This is a genomic window from Flavobacterium sp. KS-LB2, assembly GCF_036895565.1.
GTDB lineage: Bacteria > Bacteroidota > Bacteroidia > Flavobacteriales > Flavobacteriaceae > Flavobacterium.
On the sequence record NZ_CP145904.1, the window covers coordinates 557398 to 580214 of the forward strand.

20 protein-coding genes are annotated in these 22817 nt (G+C 33.8%); 16 read left to right on the forward strand and 4 right to left on the reverse strand.

Annotated elements, in window-relative coordinates; all coding sequences use genetic code 11:
- Positions 1-128: 128 nt before the first annotated feature.
- The gene (gene dnaG / locus V5J73_RS02470; RefSeq protein WP_338647366.1) at positions 129-2102 is read left to right on the forward strand and encodes a DNA primase; all 1974 of its coding nucleotides are present in this window, start codon (positions 129-131) and stop codon (positions 2100-2102) included.
- On the opposite strand, the gene V5J73_RS02475 is transcribed toward dnaG, so the two are convergent.
- Both V5J73_RS02475 and nadE read right to left on the reverse strand, forming a co-directional pair.
- The gene (locus V5J73_RS02475) at positions 2099-2728 is read right to left on the reverse strand and encodes a response regulator transcription factor (RefSeq protein WP_099714433.1); all 630 of its coding nucleotides are present in this window, start codon (positions 2726-2728) and stop codon (positions 2099-2101) included. The genes dnaG and V5J73_RS02475 overlap by 4 nt on opposite strands.
- Before the next feature lie 95 nt (positions 2729-2823).
- A complete protein-coding gene (gene nadE, locus V5J73_RS02480) occupies positions 2824-3624 on the reverse strand; it encodes an NAD(+) synthase (protein WP_338647367.1) in 801 nt (266 codons plus the stop codon).
- 101 nt (positions 3625-3725) lie between these two features.
- On the opposite strand from nadE, the gene gldB reads away from it, so the two are divergent.
- Positions 3726-4682 (forward strand): gliding motility lipoprotein GldB, encoded by a 957-nt coding sequence (gene gldB, locus V5J73_RS02485; protein WP_338647368.1) that lies wholly within the window; start codon positions 3726-3728, stop codon positions 4680-4682.
- Positions 4682-5017, forward strand: coding sequence for a gliding motility protein GldC (gldC, locus tag V5J73_RS02490; RefSeq protein WP_091165314.1), 336 nt, complete (start codon positions 4682-4684; stop codon positions 5015-5017). Before gldB ends, gldC begins: the two co-directional genes overlap by 1 nt.
- A 77-nt stretch (positions 5018-5094) precedes the next feature.
- Here gldC and yihA read toward each other — a convergent pair whose 3' ends face one another.
- Positions 5095-5715: a ribosome biogenesis GTP-binding protein YihA/YsxC gene (gene yihA, locus V5J73_RS02495; protein ID WP_338647369.1), complete on the reverse strand. Its 621-nt coding sequence runs from the start codon at positions 5713-5715 to the stop codon at positions 5095-5097.
- Positions 5716-5747: 32 nt separating this feature from the next.
- The gene (locus tag V5J73_RS02500) at positions 5748-6521 is read right to left on the reverse strand and encodes an alpha/beta fold hydrolase (RefSeq protein WP_338647371.1); all 774 of its coding nucleotides are present in this window, start codon (positions 6519-6521) and stop codon (positions 5748-5750) included.
- A 382-nt stretch (positions 6522-6903) separates the two neighbouring features.
- Here V5J73_RS02500 and mraZ point away from each other — a divergent pair, with 382 nt between their 5' ends.
- The 13 genes from mraZ (at position 6904) to ftsZ (ending at position 22597) form a co-directional block, all read left to right on the forward strand.
- Positions 6904-7377 (forward strand): division/cell wall cluster transcriptional repressor MraZ, encoded by a 474-nt coding sequence (gene mraZ, locus V5J73_RS02505; RefSeq protein ID WP_338647372.1) that lies wholly within the window; start codon positions 6904-6906, stop codon positions 7375-7377.
- Complete coding sequence (gene rsmH, locus V5J73_RS02510; protein WP_199074766.1) at positions 7352-8260, forward strand: 16S rRNA (cytosine(1402)-N(4))-methyltransferase RsmH; 909 nt, start codon at positions 7352-7354, stop codon at positions 8258-8260. The genes mraZ and rsmH overlap by 26 nt, the downstream gene beginning before the upstream one ends.
- Positions 8261-8272: 12 nt before the next feature.
- Positions 8273-8620 (forward strand): FtsL-like putative cell division protein, encoded by a 348-nt coding sequence (locus tag V5J73_RS02515; protein ID WP_114754267.1) that lies wholly within the window; start codon positions 8273-8275, stop codon positions 8618-8620.
- The gene (locus tag V5J73_RS02520) at positions 8611-10617 is read left to right on the forward strand and encodes a penicillin-binding protein (RefSeq protein WP_338647374.1); all 2007 of its coding nucleotides are present in this window, start codon (positions 8611-8613) and stop codon (positions 10615-10617) included. Before V5J73_RS02515 ends, V5J73_RS02520 begins: the two co-directional genes overlap by 10 nt.
- The gene (locus V5J73_RS02525; protein ID WP_338647376.1) at positions 10614-12077 is read left to right on the forward strand and encodes a UDP-N-acetylmuramoyl-L-alanyl-D-glutamate--2,6-diaminopimelate ligase; all 1464 of its coding nucleotides are present in this window, start codon (positions 10614-10616) and stop codon (positions 12075-12077) included. The genes V5J73_RS02520 and V5J73_RS02525 overlap by 4 nt, the downstream gene beginning before the upstream one ends.
- A 6-nt stretch (positions 12078-12083) precedes the next feature.
- The gene (gene mraY / locus V5J73_RS02530) at positions 12084-13313 is read left to right on the forward strand and encodes a phospho-N-acetylmuramoyl-pentapeptide-transferase (protein ID WP_338647377.1); all 1230 of its coding nucleotides are present in this window, start codon (positions 12084-12086) and stop codon (positions 13311-13313) included.
- 1 nt (position 13314) lies between these two features.
- On the forward strand, positions 13315-14646 hold the full coding sequence (murD, locus tag V5J73_RS02535) for a UDP-N-acetylmuramoyl-L-alanine--D-glutamate ligase (RefSeq protein WP_338647379.1): 1332 nt from the start codon (positions 13315-13317) through the stop codon (positions 14644-14646).
- A 74-nt stretch (positions 14647-14720) separates the two neighbouring features.
- Positions 14721-16007, forward strand: coding sequence for an FtsW/RodA/SpoVE family cell cycle protein (locus V5J73_RS02540; RefSeq protein WP_338647380.1), 1287 nt, complete (start codon positions 14721-14723; stop codon positions 16005-16007).
- A gap of 30 nt (positions 16008-16037) precedes the next feature.
- Complete coding sequence (gene murG, locus V5J73_RS02545; RefSeq protein WP_338647382.1) at positions 16038-17132, forward strand: undecaprenyldiphospho-muramoylpentapeptide beta-N-acetylglucosaminyltransferase; 1095 nt, start codon at positions 16038-16040, stop codon at positions 17130-17132.
- 31 nt (positions 17133-17163) lie between these two features.
- The gene (gene murC / locus V5J73_RS02550; RefSeq protein WP_338647384.1) at positions 17164-18513 is read left to right on the forward strand and encodes a UDP-N-acetylmuramate--L-alanine ligase; all 1350 of its coding nucleotides are present in this window, start codon (positions 17164-17166) and stop codon (positions 18511-18513) included.
- Positions 18500-19222 carry a cell division protein FtsQ/DivIB gene (locus V5J73_RS02555; RefSeq protein WP_338647385.1) on the forward strand — a complete coding sequence of 241 codons (723 nt, stop codon included), beginning with the start codon at positions 18500-18502 and terminating at the stop codon, positions 19220-19222. The genes murC and V5J73_RS02555 overlap by 14 nt, the downstream gene beginning before the upstream one ends.
- 6 nt (positions 19223-19228) lie before the next feature.
- Entirely contained in the window at positions 19229-20608 is a 1380-nt protein-coding gene (gene ftsA / locus V5J73_RS02560; RefSeq protein WP_338647387.1) for a cell division protein FtsA, read from the forward strand.
- Between the two features lie 54 nt (positions 20609-20662).
- A complete protein-coding gene (gene ftsZ, locus V5J73_RS02565) occupies positions 20663-22597 on the forward strand; it encodes a cell division protein FtsZ (protein ID WP_338647389.1) in 1935 nt (644 codons plus the stop codon).
- Positions 22598-22817 lie beyond the last annotated feature (220 nt).

The window sequence follows — 22817 nt, forward strand, 5'->3', positions numbered from 1 at the left end:
TTGTTTTAGTTAGTTTTATGCTTTGAAAAGCACTTTGAAAGAAGTGCTTTTTTTATTTTAGATATTGAATTATAAACTTTGATTTGCGTATTTTTACACACTTTTCAATAATTAAATTTCCATATATTTTGATTTCAAAAGCCACTGTAGATACTGTTTTCGAAACTGCTCGTGTAGAGGAGGTTATTGGCGATTTTGTACATTTGAAACGTGCGGGAAGTAACTTCAAGGGACTGAGTCCCTTTTCTGAAGAGCGTTCTCCGTCGTTTATGGTTTCTCCTGCCAAAGGGATTTGGAAAGATTTTAGTTCTGGTAAAGGAGGAAACTCTGTGGCTTTTTTAATGGAACATGAAAAATTTACGTATCCGGAAGCCATTCGCTATTTGGCTAAAAAATACAATATAGAAATTGAAGAAACGGAGCAGACGGATGAAGAGAAAGCCAATACAGATGTTCGAGAAAGTATGTATTTGGTTTCAGAATTTGCAAAAACGTATTTCCATAACACACTTTTGAATTCTGAAGAAGGGAAAGCAATTGGCTATTCTTATTTTAAAGAACGTGGCTTTACAAATGAAACCATTAAGAAATTTGGATTAGGTTATTCCCCAGAAGCTTGGGATGCTTTTACTAAAGAAGCATTAGGAAAAGGATATAAATTAGAATTCCTAGAAAGTACAGGACTTACAATTCCTCGCGATGACAGACCTTTCGATAGGTTCAAAGGACGTGTGATGTTCCCAATACAAAGTATGTCAGGAAGAGTGCTTGGTTTTGGAGGTCGTATTCTTACTAATGATAAAAAAGCAGCAAAATACCTGAATTCACCAGAGAGTGAATTGTACCATAAAAGCAAAGTTCTTTATGGAATTTTTCAGGCCAAACAGTCAATAGCGAAATTAAATAATTGCTACTTAGTAGAAGGATATACGGATGTAATTCAGTTCAACCAATCTGGAATTGAGAATGTAGTGGCTTCTTCAGGAACTGCATTAACACCAGACCAAATCCGATTAATAAATAGGTTAACAAAGAATATTACAGTGCTTTTTGATGGTGATGCGGCTGGTTTGCGTGCTTCCATTCGAGGAATTGATTTGATTCTTGAAGAAGGAATGAATGTAAAAGTATGCACATTTCCTGACGGAGAAGACCCAGACAGTTTTGCCAAAAAAACGTCTTACGATGATTTGGTTTTATATCTAGAAAATAATGCCAAGGATTTTATTCAGTTCAAAGCATCGCTTTTGATGAATGAAGCCAAAAATGATCCAATAAAAAAAGCAGATTTGATTCGGGATATGGTAGTCAGTATTTCTAAAATTCCGGATAGAATTCAACGCGAAATTTATATCCAAGAATGTTCTAGAATTATGGATATCTCGGAGCAAGTTTTGGTGAGTACGTTAGCACAATTAGTACAAAAAGACATTGTAGAAGTTGGCAAAAAGCAAAAACAAGAGCAAAAAGCTTTTGAAGTTGTAAAAAATGAAAATCCTGTTGATGCGGAGAAGGTAGATATTTTATATCGTTTGGAAAGAAAAATTATTGAGATTCTATTGTTGTATGGAAACAAGAATGAAGAATTTGAAGATACATTTTTGAGAACAAATACTGAAGGTGAGATTGAAACTGTCGTTGAAAAAAGAGAGTATAAAGTATATCAAAGAATTTATTTGAGTTTGCAAGAGGATGAAGTTGAACTGGCAAATCCATTGTTTCGAGACATATTTAATAACTTGATCAACTATTATCATCAGAATGAGAGTTTTAGTTTAGAACAATATCTCATGCACTTACAAGTTGAATTTGCACAAGAAGTTACAGATATTTTGATGGAAGATGAACGAGTTATTTTGCACAATTGGGAGGGGCAAAATATTTTTCCAAAATCTAAAAACGATACAATTAGTCAAAATGTATCTGAAACTATTTTAACACTAAGATGGTATTTGGTAGGTAAAATAATTGAAGAATTAAAAAGCTCTCTATCATCCGAAGTTGATTCAGATAATACAGAGCCTTTATCTATGGTTATGGATTATAATATATTGATCCATTCCTTTTCAAAAAAATTAGGGAGAGTTATGTCGCGGTACTAAACGATCTCTAAAGTTTTTGCTTTGTTTACCAAGTCTACTAAATTAGTAACATTTAGTTTTGTAAGTAATCGTAACTTGTATGTACTAATTGTTTTTTCGTTTAGTTTTAGAATATCAGCTATTTCATGATTTTTCTTTCCATCACTTAGATAGCGCAAAACTTCTACTTCACGATTAGAAAGCTTACGATACAATCGCTCGCTCTTACTTTGTTTTGCAATTAATGCTAGATTTTTCTTTACGGTTTCATTAATAATTATCTTGCCTTGGTGGACTTTGATAATTGAAATTCCTAAAGTTTCTAGTTTTTCCTTTTTGTGGATGAATCCTGACACTCCTGCTTTAATAGCGTTGGGTGCATAGATTTGTTCTGAAAGACCACTGAAGATGATAATTTTAGTTTTTGGAAAATTTTTCAAGACTGCTTTGACCTCAAAAATACTGGAAAGACCCTCCAGCTCCAAATCTAAAACGAGCACATCAATCTCTTTAGTTAAAAGTATATCCCGTACCATCAAAAAATTACCAACATTGGCAACTATTGATATGTCTGCATTATCTTTAAAGTAAGATTTTACTCCAAAATGCACAACAGGATAATTATCGGCTATACATACTTTAATCATGATTTTTAAATTTTTAGAATTATTTGTAATTGGAAATGTAAAATTAATAAATAAATTCTGTAATTAATTGTAAATCAATATAAAATGTGATTTCTTTATTCTTTTGGGATAAAACAAACAGGAATTGCGGTCATTTTATGTTGATTAATAGTGTTTAATCGCTTGTAAATGTCGAAAACGGTTTTTTCTCTTCCAGAAAAAGCATCCGAAGATTGTCCCGCTTCGTCTTGGTACATCGCCCATTCTAATTCGTCATAACTTGCTCCCAGTTGATCTTCATCGGTTCTATCATCACCAAATAGTCCATCTGTAGGAGATGCATTTAAAATGGAATCAGGAACTTTTAAATAATGCCCTAAAAGAAATACTTCGGATTTCATTAAATCAGCAATTGGACTCAAATCTACTCCCCCATCACCATATTTTGTATAAAAACCTACTCCAAAATCTTCCACCTTGTTTCCTGTTCCAGCGACTAGTAAACAATGAATTCCAGCAAAGTAGTAAAGTGTAGTCATTCTCAATCTTGCTCTGGTGTTGGCAAGTGATAAATGAAGTGTAGCCGTGTCTGAAACATCTGGGACAACAGTTTTGAAGGTTTCAAAAACAGAAGTCAAATCTGCTTCAATACTAGATACATTTGGGAATCTATTTTTTAATTGTTCAATATGCTCCCTTCCACGAGTTACATGACTTTGGGCTTGGTGAATAGGCATTTCGACACATAAAGTTTTTAATCCTGTTTGTGCACATAATGTAGAGGTAACAGCCGAATCAACTCCTCCGGAAATTCCAATTACAAAACCATTTACTTTTGCATTCTCTGCGTATGTTTTTAACCAATTTACAATATGGGCATTCACTTTTTCAACTTGGAATGTGCTTTTTTTAGTCATAATAGTTTACGTTTTAAAAAACAGGAATGTATATTTGCAAAGTCAATTTGTTTCGCATTCTTTTCCTTAAGATTCTTTGGAAACAAATTTAATTAATATATATGAAAAAATATCTGTTTCTTGTAGTCTTTTGTCTCTTTATTTTGTCTTGTGATAAGAAAAATAAAGTCGAAAGTGCTGTAGCAGTAATTCCTTTAGAAGTAAAAGTGGAGCGCTTTGATAAAATATTTTTTGAAACTCCGCCAAAGGATTTAGAAAAAGTAAAAAAACAATTTCCGTTTTTTTTTCCTCCAGGAAATGACAATAGTATTTGGCTAAATAAAATGCAAGATCCTTTATGGAGAGAGTTGTATACAGAAGTCCAAAAAAAATATAAAGATTTTGAACCCGTAAAGGTAGAGTTAGAAACGCTTTTTAAACACATTAAATATTATTTTCCTAAAACAAAAACACCAAAAGTAATTACTATAATCGCTGAAATGGATTATAAAAATAAAGCTATTTATGCAGATAGTTTGGTTGTTATCTCACTTGAATTGTATTTAGGTAAAAATCATAAATTTTATCAGTTTCCAGATTATTTGAAACAAAATTTTGAAGAAAGGCAAATTGCTCCAGATGTAGTTTCGAGTTTTGCAGCCCAAAAAATCCCACCTGTTTTAGATAAAGATTTGTTAAGCCAGATGATTTATTATGGTAAACAATTGTATCTAAAAGACTTGCTTTTGCCGGACTACACTGATGCCGAAAAAATGGGGTATTCTCCAGAGCAAATTGCATGGTGCCAAGAAAATGAAAGCTATATGTGGCGTTATTTCATTGAAAAAGAAATGCTTTACAGTAATGATCAAAAGTTAGTTTCCCGGTTTATAAATCCGGCGCCATTTTCTAAATTTTATTTGGAAATTGATAATGAATCACCAGGGCAAGTTGGTGCCTGGATAGGATGGCAAATGGTGCGCTCTTATATGAAAAATAATGATGTGCCTTTGGTAGATTTATTAAAAACCAATGCGAAAGAAATATTTGTTAAATCAAAATACAAACCCAAAAAGTAATGTCGAATAAAAATACATCAGAAATTAAGTTTCTAATTGAATTAGATGAAAATCGTGTTCCAGAAAAATTAATGTGGTCTGCCAAAGACGGTGGAGTAGAGCAAGAAGAGGCTAAAGCGATTATGTTGTCTATCTGGGATAGTAAGGCAAAAGAAAGTATGCGAATTGATTTGTGGACAAAAGACATGCCGGTTGATGAAATGAAAATTTTCTTCCACCAGACTTTAGTGGCGATGTCTGAAACATTTAAGCGTGCTACTGATGACGAAAAAATGGCAGATACTATGAAAGATTTCTGTGATTATTTTGCCGAGAAATTGGAGTTAACAAAATAGAGCTGATTCTAAATCAAAAAAATCCCAAAACTAAATAATTTAAGTTTTGGGATTTTTTTATGTTATAACTAGAGTCTTTAAAACTGATTATTATTTTTAAAAACCTCTTGATTTACTTCATCAATATAACTCAATAATTCTTCTTTTCCTGTTGATTCTGTTGCTGAAGTCACAAAATAATGAGGCATTTCGGCCCAATTGTTTGCAAACATTTGTTTTTTATACGCAGCAATATGTGAATCGATTTTTACTTTGCTAATTTTGTCTGCTTTAGTGAAAATGATACAAAAAGGAATTTCACTTTCGCCCATGTAGGACATGAATTCAATATCGATGGTTTGAGCTTCATGACGAATATCGATCAGAACAAATGCACAAACTAATTGTTCTCTGGTTTCAAAATAATCAGTAATAAATTCTTGAAAAATTGATTTTGTTTTCTTGGATACTTTAGCATAACCATAACCTGGTAAATCTACAAGAAACCAATTGTTGTTAATCAAAAAATGATTAATTAGTTGCGTTTTTCCTGGTCTTCCTGATGTTTTAGCTAACTTTTTATGATTCGTTAACATGTTGATTAAGGAAGATTTTCCAACATTTGATCGGCCTATAAAAGCATATTCTGGCATAAAGTCCTTAGGACATTTCGTTACATCAGAGTTGCTGATAACAAATTCGGCAGTATTAATTTTCATTTTTTCTAGGTGTAAAATTCTCCTCTTTAGGATTAGTGTACGGATAAATGCGTATGCGTTAACCAGTCTTCTAAAAGACGATTAAATTCATCTGGGTGCTCCATCATCGCGGCATGGCCACATTTGTCTATCCAGTACAAAGTGGAATTGGGTAATAATTTATTGAATTCTTCCGCTACATCTGGTGGTGTTACTTTGTCGTTTTTACCCCAAATTATACACGTTTGTACATGCATTTTAGGTAAATCTTTTGCCATATTATGACGAATTGCGCTTTTGGCAATGGTCAATGTTTTAATCAATTTGATTCTGTCATTTACAGATTCATACACTTCATCGATCAATTCTTTAGTAGCTACTTTTGGGTCATAAAATACATCTTCAGCTTTTTTCTTGATGTATTCGTAATCACCTCTTTTTGGATAACTATCGCCCATTGCGCTTTCGTAAAGTCCAGAACTACCTGTTATTACAAGTCCGGCAACTTTTTCGGGGTACATTTTTGTATGGTACAAAGCGATATGCCCGCCTAATGAATTTCCTAAAAGTATGACTCTTTCGAGTCCTTTGAATGTGATGAAATCTTTAACGTATTTTGCAAAACTTTTTACATTCGTTTTTAAAATGTTTTGAGTGTATATAGGTAAATCTGGAATGATTATTTTATATCCTTTTGTAGAAAAGTAACTTGCAACAGCGTCAAAGTTGCTAAGTCCACCCATAAGCCCGTGTAAGATGACAATTGGAGTTCCTTCGCCAGCTTCATAATAGCTATATCTACCTTCTTTTTTATAGTGTTTTTCCATTTTTTTTGAATGCGGATTTTCAATTTTGACAAATATAGGATTTAATAAATAAAAAAGAATTTTTACAACAATTTTTAATTGTAAAATTATGTGTGTTGCTATAAAAAATAGGCTTCTCTTTTTTGCGTATCCGAACTTCAAATTTTAATTATTTTGAACTTGTTATTACCATTTTAAATTGAAATTTCATTGTATTTGAGCTCCTTTTTTTAATAACATTACCTTTCTTACAAATAAAACAAAAGAGAGCTAACGTTCTGACTGTCCAAAAATTAAGGGTTTTTGTTTCAAAGTGGTTAAACTTATTAACAAAGTGGGATTTAGTGGTAAATTGTGGTAATATTTTTTATATTTTTGCTCAACATCATTTAAAACTTTTTGATTGGATACAATTATTGGAACATATGAATGTAAAGTCGATGCTAAAGGAAGGTTGCTGTTGCCAGCGCCTTTGAAAAAGCAATTGGCTACTTCACTTCAAAACGGCTTTGTTTTGAAGCGTTCCGTGTTTCAGCCCTGTTTGGAGTTGTATCCTATGAGCGAATGGGATTTGATGATGCAAAAAATCAATAAACTGAATCGGTTCGTGAAGAAAAACAATGACTTTATCCGAAGGTTTACTGCTGGAGTTAAAGTGGTTGAGATAGATGCTTTGGGCAGGTTATTAGTGCCAAAGGATTTAGTGATGTTTGCGAGTATTACTAAAGACGTTGTGTTCTCATCAGCAGTTAATATTGTTGAGATTTGGGATAAAGATTTATACGAAAAATCAATAAATGGTGAGGATGTTGATTTTGCAGATTTAGCAGAAGAAGTAATGGGAAATATAAATGACGACGACAATGGAATATCATAATCCGGTTTTGCTTCATGCATCAGTAGATGGTTTAAATATTAAGCCAGACGGCATTTATGTGGATGTGACTTTTGGTGGTGGAGGACATTCGAAAGAAATTCTGAAAAGACTCGGGCCAAACGGAAAGCTGTTTGCTTTCGATCAGGATGAAGATGCTTTGGCGAATGCCTTACCTGATGAAAGATTTACGTTGATTAATGAGAATTTCCGTTTTATAAAACGGTTTTTGCGTTTTTATGGGGTGAAAAGTGTTGATGGAATCTTAGCAGATTTAGGGGTTTCCTCGCATCAATTTGATGTTCCTGAAAGAGGTTTTTCTACTCGCTTTGATGCGGGGTTGGATATGAGAATGAGCCAGAAAAATGATTTGAATGCTTATCGAGTTGTCAATGAGTATGATGATGCGAATTTGAGAAGGGTGTTCTTGGATTATGGCGAATTGAAAAATGCACCTGCTTTGTCCAGAACAATTATAGAAGCCAGAGAAGAACAGCCAATCAAGACGACTGATGAATTAAAAGAGGTCTTGGCGAGATATTTACCGGAAAGAGTTAGGAATAAAATATTGGCTCAAATTTATCAGGCGATTCGAATTGAAGTGAATCAGGAAATGGATGTTTTGAAAGAGTTTTTGGAACAATCTTTAGAAATATTGAATCCCGGTGGAAGATTGAGTGTGATTTCATATCATTCATTAGAAGATCGATTGGTGAAAAGATTTATGAAAAACGGAATGTTTGAAGGAGAGCCTGAACGTGACTTTTTTGGTAATTTTTCAGTACCATTTAAAACTGTTGGAAAATTAATTGTTCCGGATAATGCTGAAATAAAAGAGAACAATAGAGCAAGAAGTGCCAAATTAAGAATTGCTGAGAAGATTTAATTAGTCATAAAAATGAAAAACGGAGTTTACAGTCTATTGAAAGCGCGGTTTCTTATAAATGATGATGCGGTAAAAAACTGGCGGTTTATTGTTTTTGTAATTCTATTGGCTATAGTTATGATTGCTAATACACAGCGATTTGAACAGAAAGTGTTTCGTATAGCTGAATTGACAAATCAAGTTAAAGAGTTGCGTTCAGAATTCGTAGACCGACGATCAGAATTAATGAAATTGAAAATGGAATCGACTGTTTCAGAAAAAATGATAGAAAAAGAAATTTTTCCGTCAACAGTTCCTCCTGTAAAAATAAAAGTTAAAAAAGAAGAAGAAAAAAGCTTTTTCAAAAAAATATGGCAGTAGAAGATAAATACATATCGTACAGAATTTATCTGGTTGCATTCGCTATCTTATTGATGGCTATTGCTATTGCTGTGAAATTGACAAATATTCAATGGGTCGAAGGCGATTATTATAGAAAATTAGCCAAGGAAAGAACCGTTAAGAATTTTGTGATTCCAGCAAATAAAGGAAATATATATTCTGCAGACGGAAGTCTTTTAGCTACTTCTATTCCTAATTATGAAATACGTTTTGATGCTGTTGCTCCAAAAGCTGAAGCATTTGAGGAAAATGTGAAGTCATTATCTGATTCGTTGGCTTCAGTTTTAGGAAAACCATCTAATTTTTTTGAAAACGAATTAAGAAAAGCAAGAGCAAATAAGAACAGATATTATTTAGTTGCTCGTAAATTAAGTTATACCCAGTATTCTAAAATCAAAGGATTTCCGTTGTTCAATTTGGGAGCTTACAAGGGCGGAATTATAATTGAACAAGAAACAGTAAGAGAACACCCTATTGGTAAAATTGCTGAAAGAACCATTGGTTACGATAGAATTGACGGAAGTGGTCAATTAAAACGAGTAGGAATAGAAGGTGCTTTTGGAAAATATCTAAACGGAAAAGACGGTAAAATTTTAAAACAAAAAATTGCAAAAGGACAATGGAAACCCATTCGTGATGTAAACGAAGTTGATCCGCAAGATGGATACGATGTAATTTCTACGATTGATGTTTACATTCAAGATATTGCGCATCATGCCTTGTTGAAACAATTGGAAGAATATGGTGCTGAACACGGTTGTGTGGTGGTTATGGAAACCAAAACCGGTCAGGTTAAAGCGATTTCTAATTTGGGAAGAGACGAGAAATCAGGTAATTATTATGAAACTATAAATTATGCTGTTGCAGAATCTCATGAACCAGGTTCTACCTTCAAATTGGTAGATATGATTGCGCTTTTAGATGATAATAAAGTCGATACATCTAAGGTTTACGATAGTCATGGTGGCGTTATAACTTACAGAGGTGACAAAGTTCGTGATTCGCATGAAGGTGGATATGGGAAAATTACGCTTGGAAAAGGTTTTGAAGTTTCTTCCAATACTATTTTAGTTCAGGCTGTTGTAGAAAATTATAAAAATAATCCACAGCAATTTATCGATAGAATAAATAAAATGGGTTTGAACAAGCCTCTTGGATTACCCTTTCAAGGCGAAGGAAAACCTATTGTTCATCAAACATCAGATAAAAATTGGAATCCTAATATTTTACCATGGATGGCTTTTGGATATAGTGTAGCAATGACACCTCTGCAAACTTTGACTTTGTATAATGCTGTTGCAAATAACGGAGAAATGGTAAAACCACAATTCGTTTCAGAAATTAAAGAATGGAATAAAACCATCAAGAAATATGATAAACAAATTATCAATCCGAAGATTTGTTCTGATGGAACTATCAAAAAATTAAAAGCGTTGTTGTCAAATGTGGTAAAAAGAGGAACAGGCGCAAAGCTATATTCGAAAGATTTTTCTATGGCAGGAAAAACAGGAACAGCGCAAGCAAATTATGGAAAAAATGGAGGAAATGACAAACATTATATTTCATCTTTCGTAGGTTTTTTTCCTGCTGAACATCCTAAATATTCTTGCATTGTTGTAGTTCATGCACCAAATACATCGATGAATAATTATTATGGAGCTGACGTTGCCGGACCAGTTTTCAAGAGGATTGCTCAAAAGATTTTCACAGATGCGCCTTCAACAAATGAGATTAAAAACCTAAATAGAAAGATTGCTAAACAAGAGAATAATTATGATTCTTATTTTGTAAAATCAGAGAAGAAGTTGCAATTAATTCCTAATGTGAAAGGAATGTCTGGGATGGATGCTGTCGCTTTATTAGGCAATTTGGGCATAAAAGTTAAGGTCACAGGAGTTGGTAAAGTGAAAAAACAATCACTTGCTGCGGGTCAGAATATTGTAAAAAATACAACTATACTATTGGAATTATCATGAGTATATTAAAAGACATATTATACAAAGTAGCTATCGAAGCCGTAAAAGGCTCGACGGATATTACTATTAATAAAATGGATTTCGATTCTAGAAAAATCGAGTCCAATGATATTTTCGTAGCAATTCGTGGTTCCATTTCTGATGGACATGATTTTATAGAAAAAGCCATTGAGCTAGGAGCTGTAGCGGTTATATGCGATACATTTCCAGAGAATATTGCTAAAGGAATTACCTATGTTCAGGTAAAAGACACGAATTCTGCCCTGGCATTTATGGCTGCAAATTATTTTGGAGATCCGTCGCAAAACTTAAAATTAGTTGGGATAACTGGGACAAATGGTAAAACGACTATTGCTTCTTTATTGTATCAATTATTTAAAAAAGCAGGTTTTAAAGTAGGATTACTTTCGACAGTTAAAATATTGGTTGATGATGTTGAATATAAAGCGACTCACACGACTCCAGATTCAATTACGATAAATCACTACCTCAAAGAAATGGTGGAGAATGGAGTTGAATATTGTTTTATGGAAGTGAGTTCGCATGGGATTCATCAAAAAAGAACCGAAGCGTTGCATTTTGTTGGCGGTATTTTTACCAATTTGTCTCACGATCATTTGGATTACCATCCAACGTTTGCAGAATATAGAGATGTGAAAAAATCATTTTTCGATAATTTGCCTAAATCAGCCTTTGTATTGTCAAACATTGACGATAAAAATGGGCAGGTAATGTTGCAGAATACTGCGGCAAAAAAATTGACTTATGCTTTAAAATCGTATGCCGATTATAAAGCGCAAATTCTGGAAAATCAATTGTCTGGTTTATTGTTAAAAATAAACGGAAATGAAGTTTGGGTAAAACTGATAGGGACATTTAATGCTTATAATTTATTGGCAATTTATGGTACTGCGGTTGAGCTTGGAATGGATAGTCTGGAAGTACTTAGATTGTTATCTGATTTAGAAAGTGTTTCAGGACGTTTTCAATTTATTGTTTCATCATCCAATATTACAGCGATAGTAGATTATGCGCATACACCGGATGCCTTAGAAAATGTATTGAAAACCATTAATGACATTCGTACTAAAAACGAACAACTAATCACGGTTGTAGGTTGTGGCGGAAATAGAGATAAAACCAAGCGACCAATTATGGCTGGCATTGCCTCTGATTGGAGTGATAAAGCAATCTTTACTTCGGATAATCCAAGAAATGAAGACCCGGAAACAATTATTGCAGAAATGGAACAAGGTGTTGCTCCTCAGAATTATAAAAAAACATTAACCATTACTGATAGAAAACAAGCTATAAAAACGGCCTGTCAACTAGCTCAGCCCAATGATATTATTTTGATTGCAGGGAAAGGGCATGAAACGTATCAGGAAATAAATGGTATCCGTCATGATTTTGACGATATGAAAATAGTTAAAGAAATATTAGAACAACTCCATAAATAGAAAAATATGCTGTATTACTTATTTGAATATTTAGACAAAATATTAGATGTTCCAGGAACAGGTGTTTTTCAATACATCACTTTTAGATCTGCATTAGCATTGATGCTTTCTTTGCTGCTATCTACAATTTATGGAAAAAGAATTATCCGTTTTTTGCAAAGACAGCAAGTGGGTGAAACCGTTCGTGAACTTGGTTTAGCAGGTCAAAATGAAAAAGCGGGTACGCCAACAATGGGAGGATTAATTATCATATTTGCCACTCTGGTTCCAGTTGTACTTTTTGCAAAACTTCATAACATTTATATCGTTTTATTGATTGTTACTACACTATGGATGGGAACAATTGGTTTCATAGATGATTATATTAAAATTTTTAAGAAAGATAAAGAAGGTTTAAAAGGAATATTCAAAGTTGTAGGGCAAGTAGGCTTAGGTTTGATAGTTGGGACGGTTCTTTATTTTAGTCCTGCAGTAACAGTACGTACTGATACATCAACATCTGACGTTTTTAGAACGACTACCGAAACGGTGATTTTGCCTGCTCCAGTTGAGGAAAAATCTACTGCTACGACAATTCCATTCTTTAAAAATAATGAATTTGATTATGCGGAATTATTGGCATGGACTGGCGAAGGATATGAGAAATGGGCTTGGTTGATTTTTATTCCAGTGGTTATTTTTATTATTACGGCAGTTTCTAATGGTGCTAATTTAACAGATGGTATTGATGGTCTTGCTGCAGGAACATCAGCAGTTTCAGTGCTTGCTTTAGGAATATTTACGTTCGTATCTGGAAATATTATTTTCTCTAATTATTTGAATATTATGTACATCCCTAATTCGGGAGAAATGACGGTTTTTATTGCCGCATTTGTAGGATCATTGATCGGATTTCTTTGGTACAACTCCTATCCGGCATCTGTTTTTATGGGTGATACAGGAAGTTTGACCATTGGTGGAATTATCGCTGTTCTAGCAATTGCTGTTCGAAAAGAAATGCTAATTCCTTTATTATGTGGAATTTTTCTAGTCGAAAATTTATCTGTGGTTTTACAAGTAAGTTATTTCAAGTATACCAAGAAACGCTTTGGCGAAGGCCGTAGAATATTTTTAATGTCGCCGTTGCATCATCATTATCAGAAAAAAGGCTACCACGAAAGTAAAATTGTTACCCGTTTTTGGATTGTTGCTATAATGCTGGCCATTTTGTCAATTGTTACTTTAAAACTAAGATAATATGAGATTAGTAATCTTAGGAGGAGGAGAAAGTGGCGTTGGAACCGCTATTCTGGGTAAGAAAAAAGGATATGAAGTTTTTGTATCTGATTTCGGAAAGATAAAAGGAAATTATAAAGAGGTTCTTATCATTAATGGAATTGCTTGGGAAGAGGAAAAGCATACTGAAGATTTGATTTTGAATGCTGATGTGGTTATGAAGAGCCCAGGAATTCCCGATAAATCTCCAATAGTAAAAAAGCTTATTGAAAAAGGAATTCCAGTGTTATCTGAAATTGAATTCGCAGCTCCATTTACAGATGCTACTATAATTGGAATCACTGGAAGCAACGGAAAAACAACCACAACGATGCTTACCCATCATTTGCTGAAATCAGCAGGTTTGAATGTTGGATTAGGCGGGAATATAGGAAAGAGTTTTGCTTGGCAAATAGTAGATAATAATTATGATTCTTATGTGCTGGAATTGAGTAGTTTTCAATTGGATGGAATCTTAAATTTTAAACCACATATTGCTATTATTACGAATATTAGTCCAGATCATTTAGATCGATACGATTACAAATATGAAAATTATATTGATGCAAAGTTTAGAATTACGATGAATCAAACCGAGGATGACTACCTCATTTATGATGCCGATGATGAGGCCATTGCAGAATGGTTTAAAACTCACACAACAAAAGCAAAATTAATTCCTTTTTCATTGACAAAAACTTTCAGCGAAGGAGCTTATATAAAAAACAACAAAATGGAAATTTCAATCAATCAAGAAGAGTTTACAATGGACACAGAACATATTGCCTTAGAAGGAAAACATAATATGAAAAACGCAATGGCAGCAACCTCTGTGGCAAAATTGATGCAGATTAGAAAATCTACAATACGCGAGAGTTTATCTAATTTTCAAGGTGTTGAACATCGTCTTGAGAAAGTATTGAAAATTCAAAATGTACAATACATCAATGATTCGAAAGCAACCAATGTAAACGCTACTTTTTTTGCGTTAGACAGCATGAATACACCAACAGTTTGGATTGTTGGAGGTGTTGATAAAGGAAATGATTACAATGAATTGATGTCATTAGTTCGTGAGAAAGTAAAAGCTATTATTTGCCTTGGTGTGGATAATAAAAAAATCATAGATGTTTTTGGTAACGTTGTCGATATGATGATCGAAGTAGATAACATGAACGATGCTGTGAAAATGGCTCAAAGATTATCAGAAAAAGGAGATACAGTTTTATTGTCACCTGCTTGCGCTAGTTTCGATTTATTCGAAAGTTACGAAGACAGAGGAAAGCAATTCAAACAAGCGGTTAAGAATTTATAGAAAAGTTTAAGGTTTAAAGTTTAAGGTTGCACAACTTTAAACTTCAAACAAAAAAACTTTATACAAAAGAAAAAATGAAACAACTAGTCAGCAATTTAAAAGGAGATAAAGGGATTTGGTCATTCGTGGCCTTATTGGGCTTGTTTTCATTTATGCCTGTTTTTAGTGCTAGTAGTAATTTGGCCTATATTGGTCAAGGAAACGGAAATACATTAGGCTATTTGGTAAAACATATGGTGCATATTTGTATTGGTTTTACCATTATTTTCATGGTTCATAAAGTGCCTTATCACTATTTTAAGGCTGTTTCTAAAGGAGCATTATATTTGGTTTGGGTATTATTGGCCTACACTTTAATAAAAGGAACAGTAATTGCCGGTGCCAATGCAAGTCGATGGATTCAAGTACCATTTATAGGAGTTACATTTCAAACTTCGACATTGGCAGCAATGGTGTTGTTTATTTTTGTCGCGCGTTATTTGTCTAAAACTAGGGTGGAACCTATTACTTTTAAATCTTCCATGTGGGAGCTTTGGTTGCCTGTGTTTGTTACACTAATATTTATTCTTCCTGCGAATTTTTCTACAACAGCTTTGATTTTTTCTATGGTGTTGATGTTGGTTTTTATTGGAAAATATCCGTTGCGTTATATTGGAATCGTGGTTGGTTCAGGAATCGTATTTCTTGCATTTTTTATCCTTGTTGCTAAAACGTTTCCAAATGCTTTTCCTAACCGTGTAGATACTTGGATTAGTCGTATTGACAACTTTACTAGCGACAAACCTGATGAAGATGATTATCAAATAGAAAAAGCTAAAATTGCCATAGCTTCTGGTAAAATATATGGATTAGGTCCAGGAAAAAGCGTTCAAAAAAACTTTTTACCTCAATCTTCCTCCGATTTTATTTTTGCCATAATCGTTGAGGAATATGGGCTTATAGGAGGCTTAGGAGTATTGACTTTGTATTTATTGTTGTTGTTTCGATTTGTAATCGCATCGCACAAAGCCAATTCGCTGTTTGGTAAATTAGTAGTTGTAGGATTGGGTTTTCCCATGATATTTCAGGCAATGGTAAACATGGCCGTCGCGGTCGAATTATTACCTGTTACAGGACAAACATTGCCCTTAATCAGTAGTGGAGGAAGCTCTATCTGGATGACTTGTTTTGCACTTGGAATCATTATTAGTGTTACGAAAAAAGAAGAGGAAATTGCACAGGAATTGAAAGATGCAGCCAAAAGAGAAGAAGCACTTCAAAAATTAATCGATAGAGAATTAGAAGAGGAAGAGGCTGTGGCTGAGAATTATTCGATTGAAGATAAAGCTAAGAATCCAATGCATGCGGTTTTAAATAAATAAGTCGTTTTATAAAATTAGAAATTAATAAAAATGAAACAGTATAAATTCATACTAAGTGGTGGCGGAACGGGTGGACATATCTATCCTGCAATTGCTATTGCAAATGAATTAAAAGCTCGTTTTCCTGATTCAGAATTTCTTTTTGTAGGAGCAAAAGACAAAATGGAAATGCAAAAAGTACCTCAAGCTGGGTATAATATTAAAGGACTTTGGATTTCAGGTTTACAGCGTAGACTGACATTTGATAATGCTCTTTTTCCAATTAAGTTGCTTTCAAGTTTGTTAAAATCGAAATCGATAATCAATCAGTTCAAGCCAGATGTGGTTATAGGAACAGGAGGGTTCGCAAGTGGTCCGTTATTGCAAGTAGCAGCAATAGCAGGAATTCCAACAGTGATTCAAGAACAAAATTCCTTTCCAGGAATTACCAATAAACTGTTGAGTAAAAAAGCCAATAAGATTTGTGTGGCTTACGAGAATCTCGAACGCTTTTTTCCAAAAGAAAAAATGGTACTAACTGGCAATCCTGTTCGTCAGGATTTAATTGATATCGAAAGTAAAAGAGAAGAAGCAATTCAATATTTTAATTTAGATTCAAATAAAAAAACAGTATTGGTTCTAGGTGGAAGCCTTGGCGCGAGAAGAGTAAACCAATTAATGGAAAAAGAGTTAGCTAGTATGCTTTCTCAAAACGTTCAGGTCATCTGGCAATGCGGAAAATTATATTTAGAAGAGTATAAAAAATATAACTCAGCAAATGTTCAGGTAGTTGCTTTTATTGAAAGAATGGATTTAGTGTACGCCGCTGCTGATATTGTTATTTCACGCGCAGGCGCTTCTTCTGTTTCGGAATTGTGCATAGTGGGCAAACCAGTGATTTTTATTCCATCTCCTAACGTTGCCGAAGACCATCAAACTAAAAATGCGCAAGCCATAGTCGATAAAAAAGGAGCTTTAATGTTGAAAGAAGCAGAACTTGATTCACAATTCGGCCTCGTTTTTGAAGTCTTACTGAAAGATCAGGGAAAGCAAAATCAGCTAAGTGAAAATATAAAAGCGTTAGCAATGCCAGAAGCGACAAAACAAATTGTTGACGAAATTGTAAAGCTAATCAAACAGAAATAAAAAAGATAATTTACCAAAGACTCAAAATAAAATGAACTTAAATCAAATACATAACGTCTATTTTATCGGAATCGGAGGCATTGGGATGAGTAATTTGGCTCGTTATTTCAAGAATCTAGGCAAGAATGTCTCAGGTTATGATAAAACGCCATCTGCACTTACTAATGAATTAATTGAAAGTGGAATTTCAATTCATTTTGAAGATAGCATCGATGCGATTCCTAAAGATTATTATGTAGAAAATACTTTGGTTATTATTACACCCGCAGTTCCTAAGACACATTTCGAGTGGAATTATTTCTTAGAAAGGGATTTTCAGGTAAAAAAGAGAGCAGAGGTTTTAGGAATAATCACCAAAGATACTTTTTGTTTTGCTGTTGCTGGAACGCATGGAAAAACAACTACATCAGGGATTTTAGGTCATATTTTGCAGGAGAGTGGAGCCGATGTTACTGCTTTTATTGGCGGTATTGTAGAGAATTATAATTCGAATTTAATAGGAAGCGGAAAAACAGTAACTGTTGTAGAAGCAGATGAATTTGATCGTTCCTTCTTGCATTTGCATCCAAATATTGCTTGTATAACTTCTATGGATGCAGATCATTTGGATATTTATGGAACTAGTGAAGCGATTGAAGAATCGTTCCTTGAATTTGCTTCTAAAATTGAGGATAAGAGCAATCTTTTTATAACAAATGAATTGCCAATAGACGGAGTAACTTGTGCTGTTAATGAAGATGCCGTTTATAATGCTTTTAACGTTAGGATAGGGAATGGCAGTTATGTTTTTGATGTACAAACGCCTACGGAAGTAATCAAAGATTTACATTTTGGTTTACCGGGAAGACATAATTTAATGAATGCATTAATGGCTATCGCAATGGCAAAATTATTCGGCACCCCAACCGATGCCATTGCAAAAGCCATAGCTTCATTTAAAGGAATAAAAAGAAGATTTTCCTATCAGATTAAAACTAAAGCGAAGGTTTATATAGATGATTATGCGCATCACCCAACGGAGATAAATGCAGTACATCAGGCAGTTCGAGAATTGTATCCAAACCAAAAAGTGTTGGCTATTTTTCAGCCTCACTTATTTAGTAGAACGAGAGATTTTGCAGATGATTTTGCCAAAAGTTTATCTGCTTTTGATGAGGTTGTTTTGCTGGATATTTACCCAGCTCGTGAATTGCCTATGGAAGGAATAAACTCACAGTGGCTGATGGGTAAAATGACTAATAGTCATAAAAAAATAGTTGCAAAAGACGATTTAATTACAACCATTTTAGCAAGTGATGCATCAATTATTGTTACAATTGGTGCTGGTGATATTGGAGAATTAGTACCATCAATTAAAAAAGCGATAAATGAAACTCTTTAATTGGACAAATATTCGATTAATACTGATGTTTATTTTGGTAATTTTTCTGTTTTCATTTACGTCAAATCGTAATGCTAATAGAAAATTGAGTAAATCTGTTGTTTTTTTTGTAGGAAATACCGATCCATTCGTAAGGCCGGAAACGGTTAATAAATTGTTAATAGAAAATAAAAAAGATGCATCAAGCATTGAAAAAGTTAATCTAGATTTGAATAAACTGGAAACAAGTCTCGATGCACAAGAAATGATTGAAAAATCAGATGTGTTTGTGAGTATTGACGGCGTGTTAAAAGCAGTGGTGAAACAAAAGACTCCTATTGCTAGAGTTTTTGACAATAATGGTTCTTTTTATATTGATTACAAAGGAAATAGAATGCCATTGTCAACGAATTTTACAGCTAGAGTTCCGCTTGTTTCAGGGGGAATAAATAAAAAAAATAACGAAGATTTATCTGGTTTGTTACGCTTAATCTATGACGATGCGTTTTTGAAAAAAAACATTATCGGAATTCAAATTATGCCTAACGGAAGTTTAAAAATGCTCAATAGAAATTTCGATTATCAAATAGATTTTGGTAGAATGATAAATGTTGAGCGTAAATTCAAGAATTATAAAGCTTTTTTTCAAAAGGCGGTTTTAGATAGTTCGTTGTATAAATATAAAAAAATTGACCTCCGATTTACGGAACAAGTAGTTTGCACTAAATAATAGATAATGGAAAAAGAGAATATTGCAGTAGGTCTAGATATTGGGACAACTAAAATAGTTGCCATGATAGGCAAGAAGAATGAGTATGGGAAATTAGAAATTTTAGGTGTAGGTAAATCTAAAAGTTTAGGTGTGGCTAGAGGCGTTGTAAATAACATCACTCAAACTATACAATCAATACAACAAGCGATTCTTGAGGCCGAAAATAATTCAGGCTATAAAATAAAAGATGTAGTAGTAGGAATTGCGGGACAACACATTCGTAGCATTCAGCATACAGATTACATAAGCAGACACAATCCCGAAGAAGTAATTGGAGGGAATGACATTCAGCTTTTGATTGACCAAGTAAATAAATTGGCCATGTTACCTGGAGAAGAAATAATCCATGTTTTGCCACAAGAATTTAAAATCGATGGACAATCTGAAATCAAAGAGCCTATAGGAATGTATGGCGGAAGATTAGAGTCTAGTTTTCATGTTGTAGTAGGACAAGCTTCATCGATTCGCAATGTAGGCAGATGCATTCAAAGTTCTGGAATCGAATTGTCAGGTTTGACATTAGAACCATTAGCTTCAGCGGATGCTGTTTTGAGTCAGGAAGAAAAAGAAGCAGGTGTTGCATTAATAGACATTGGCGGTGGAACAACAGATTTGGCTATATTCAAAGATGGTATTATTCGTCACACAGCAGTAATTCCATTTGGAGGAAATGTAATCACAGATGATATCAAAGAAGGATGCTCGATCATTGAAAAGCAAGCGGAGTTATTAAAAGTTAAATTTGGATCAGCTTGGCCAGGTGAAAATAAAGACAACGAAATTGTTTCTATTCCGGGATTAAGAGGGAGAGAGCCAAAAGAGATTTCTTTAAAAAATCTTTCTAAAATTATCCATGCTCGTGTTGTGGAAATTGTAGATCAGGTATTCACCGAAGTGAAAGCATACGGACACGAAGATCCTCGCAAAAAATTAATTGCAGGAATTGTGCTTACTGGTGGTGGTGCGCAATTGAAACACATCAAACAGTTAGTGGAATACATTACCGGTATGGATACCAGAATAGGATATCCAAACGAACATTTGGCTGGAAATTCAGATGAGGAGATCTCAAGTCCATTGTATGCAACTGCAGTTGGATTAGTAATGAAAAGTATCGAGAATAAAACACATAGTGCAATACGCATAGATGCAGTTGAACAACCTAAAGCTCCGGTTTATAGACAAGTTGTTGTTCAAACTCCAGTTGTGGATGAAATACCAGACAAAGAAGAAGAAGATCAAAGTTCAAATGAGAAACATAATTCTACGGTAAATAGAATACAAAGAAATTTCTTTGACCGTTATGTGGATAAGATTAAGGATTTCTTAGATAATGCAGAATAAAAGGCACAGCCTGAAAATATAAGAATTAATAATAAATATCAAAAACCCAAAATTATGCCAAGCAACACAGAATTTGGAAGTATTTCATTTGATTTACCTAAAAACCAATCAAATGTAATAAAAGTTATAGGGGTCGGTGGAGGCGGAAGTAACGCTATAAATCACATGTTTAAACAAGGAATTAAAGGCGTAGATTTTATCGTATGTAATACGGATTCTCAAGCCTTGCAAAGTAGTGCTGTGCCTAATAAAATTCAGTTAGGAGTACATTTGACTGAAGGACTTGGTGCTGGAGCTAACCCAGATGTAGGACAACAATCTGCTATTGAAAGTATTTCCGAGATTGAAAAAATGCTGGATAGAAATACTAAAATGGTATTCATTACTGCCGGAATGGGTGGTGGAACTGGAACTGGAGCTGCACCGGTTATTGCACAATTGGCTAAAGAAAGAGATATTCTTACGGTTGGGATCGTGACGTTACCTTTCTTATTCGAAGGGAAAGTGCGTCAGGAACAAGCATTAATAGGTATTGAAAAATTACGTAAACAAGTTGACTCTTTAATTGTTATCAATAACAATAAATTAAGAGAAGTATATGGGAATCTTGGTTTCAAAGCTGGATTTTCAAAAGCGGATGAAGTTTTGGCAACAGCCTCAAGAGGTATTGCTGAAGTAATTACGCATCACTATACTCAAAATATCGATTTAAGAGATGCTAAAACAGTATTGTATAACAGCGGAACGGCTATTATGGGATCTTCTGTTTCTTCGGGTGAGAATAGAGCTAAGGAAGCTATTGTTGCTGCTTTAGATTCTCCGTTGTTAAATGATAATAAAATTACAGGTGCCAAAAACGTATTGTTGCTTATCGTTTCTGGAACTAATGAAATTACAATTGACGAAATTGGAGAAATCAATGATCATATTCAAGCTGAGGCAGGTCATAATGCAAATATTATCATGGGGGTTGGTGAAGACGAATCACTTGGAGATGCTATTGCAGTTACCATTATTGCTACAGGTTTTGACATTGAACAACAAAACGAAATTGTAAATACAGAGCCAAAAAAAATTATACACACATTAGAAGATGAACAAAGAAGTGTTCATAATCTAAGTAATAAGACGGTTGCAGCTTTTGATTTAAATACAGAATCTCCAGCTTCTACTTCAAACGAAAGAATAGTTTTTGATTTATTGGAAGATACTGTTGTTGCTCCTGAGCCAGTTGTAGCGGCGCCAGCTATCAATAAAGAAGAATTGATGGTAATGTCTGAATTTATTAAAAATTTAGACGTGACTTTTGAAATTGTTTCTCCTATTACTGACATTGATTTTACAATTTCATCTCCAGTAGCAGAAGTAAAACCAGTACAACAAAAAGTTATCGAAAGACAAGAACAAACAACGTTCTCTTTTGATTTGCCACTTTTCAAAACAGAACCAGTAGCACAAGTAGAAGAAAGCAAAGTAATGTTTGAATTGACGAATGAGACTCGTGATATAAAAGTAAATGAAGCAGTACAATTTGTTCCCGTAACAGAATTAGCTGAAAATGGAATTATCAAATATTCTCTAGAAGAATACATGGATCCAGAGCCTGATTTCATGGCAAAACCAGTAGCTAAAACTCCAGAAGTTGTAGTTCCTGCAGAATTAAACATTACAATGAAGCAAGTTGATACATCAGTAAATACACCTGTGGACTTTGATGCTATTTCTCCAATGGAAATGACTATTGAAGAATCATTGAGAATGAGAGCTGATGAAAGAAGAAAAAAATTAAAAGAATTCAATTATAAGTTTCATAATAATGTTTCTAAAATTGATGAATATGAAAAAGAACCGGCTTACAAAAGATTGGGAATAGACATTTCAAACAATCAAGCTAATAATACAAATTCGAGAATCTCTGTGGGAACAGATAGCAACAACGATTTACAGTTGCGTTCAAATAACTCGTATTTACATGACAACGTAGATTAACTAACTCAAACCAAAATGAGGTAGCCCGAAAATTCATATAATTTTCGGGTTATTTTTTTGTATTATGAGTTAAAAGCAATCTGTTGTTAATTCCAGTAAATTTCTTTAGTTTTGTAGGGCCTTAATCCAGCTGTCGTTTCAAGCTTTTTCTCGAAAATGCTTTTTTCTAATCCCCTAAAATAGCTTCCGCTGGTCGCTTTTTAAGTTCAAGAAAAAACAC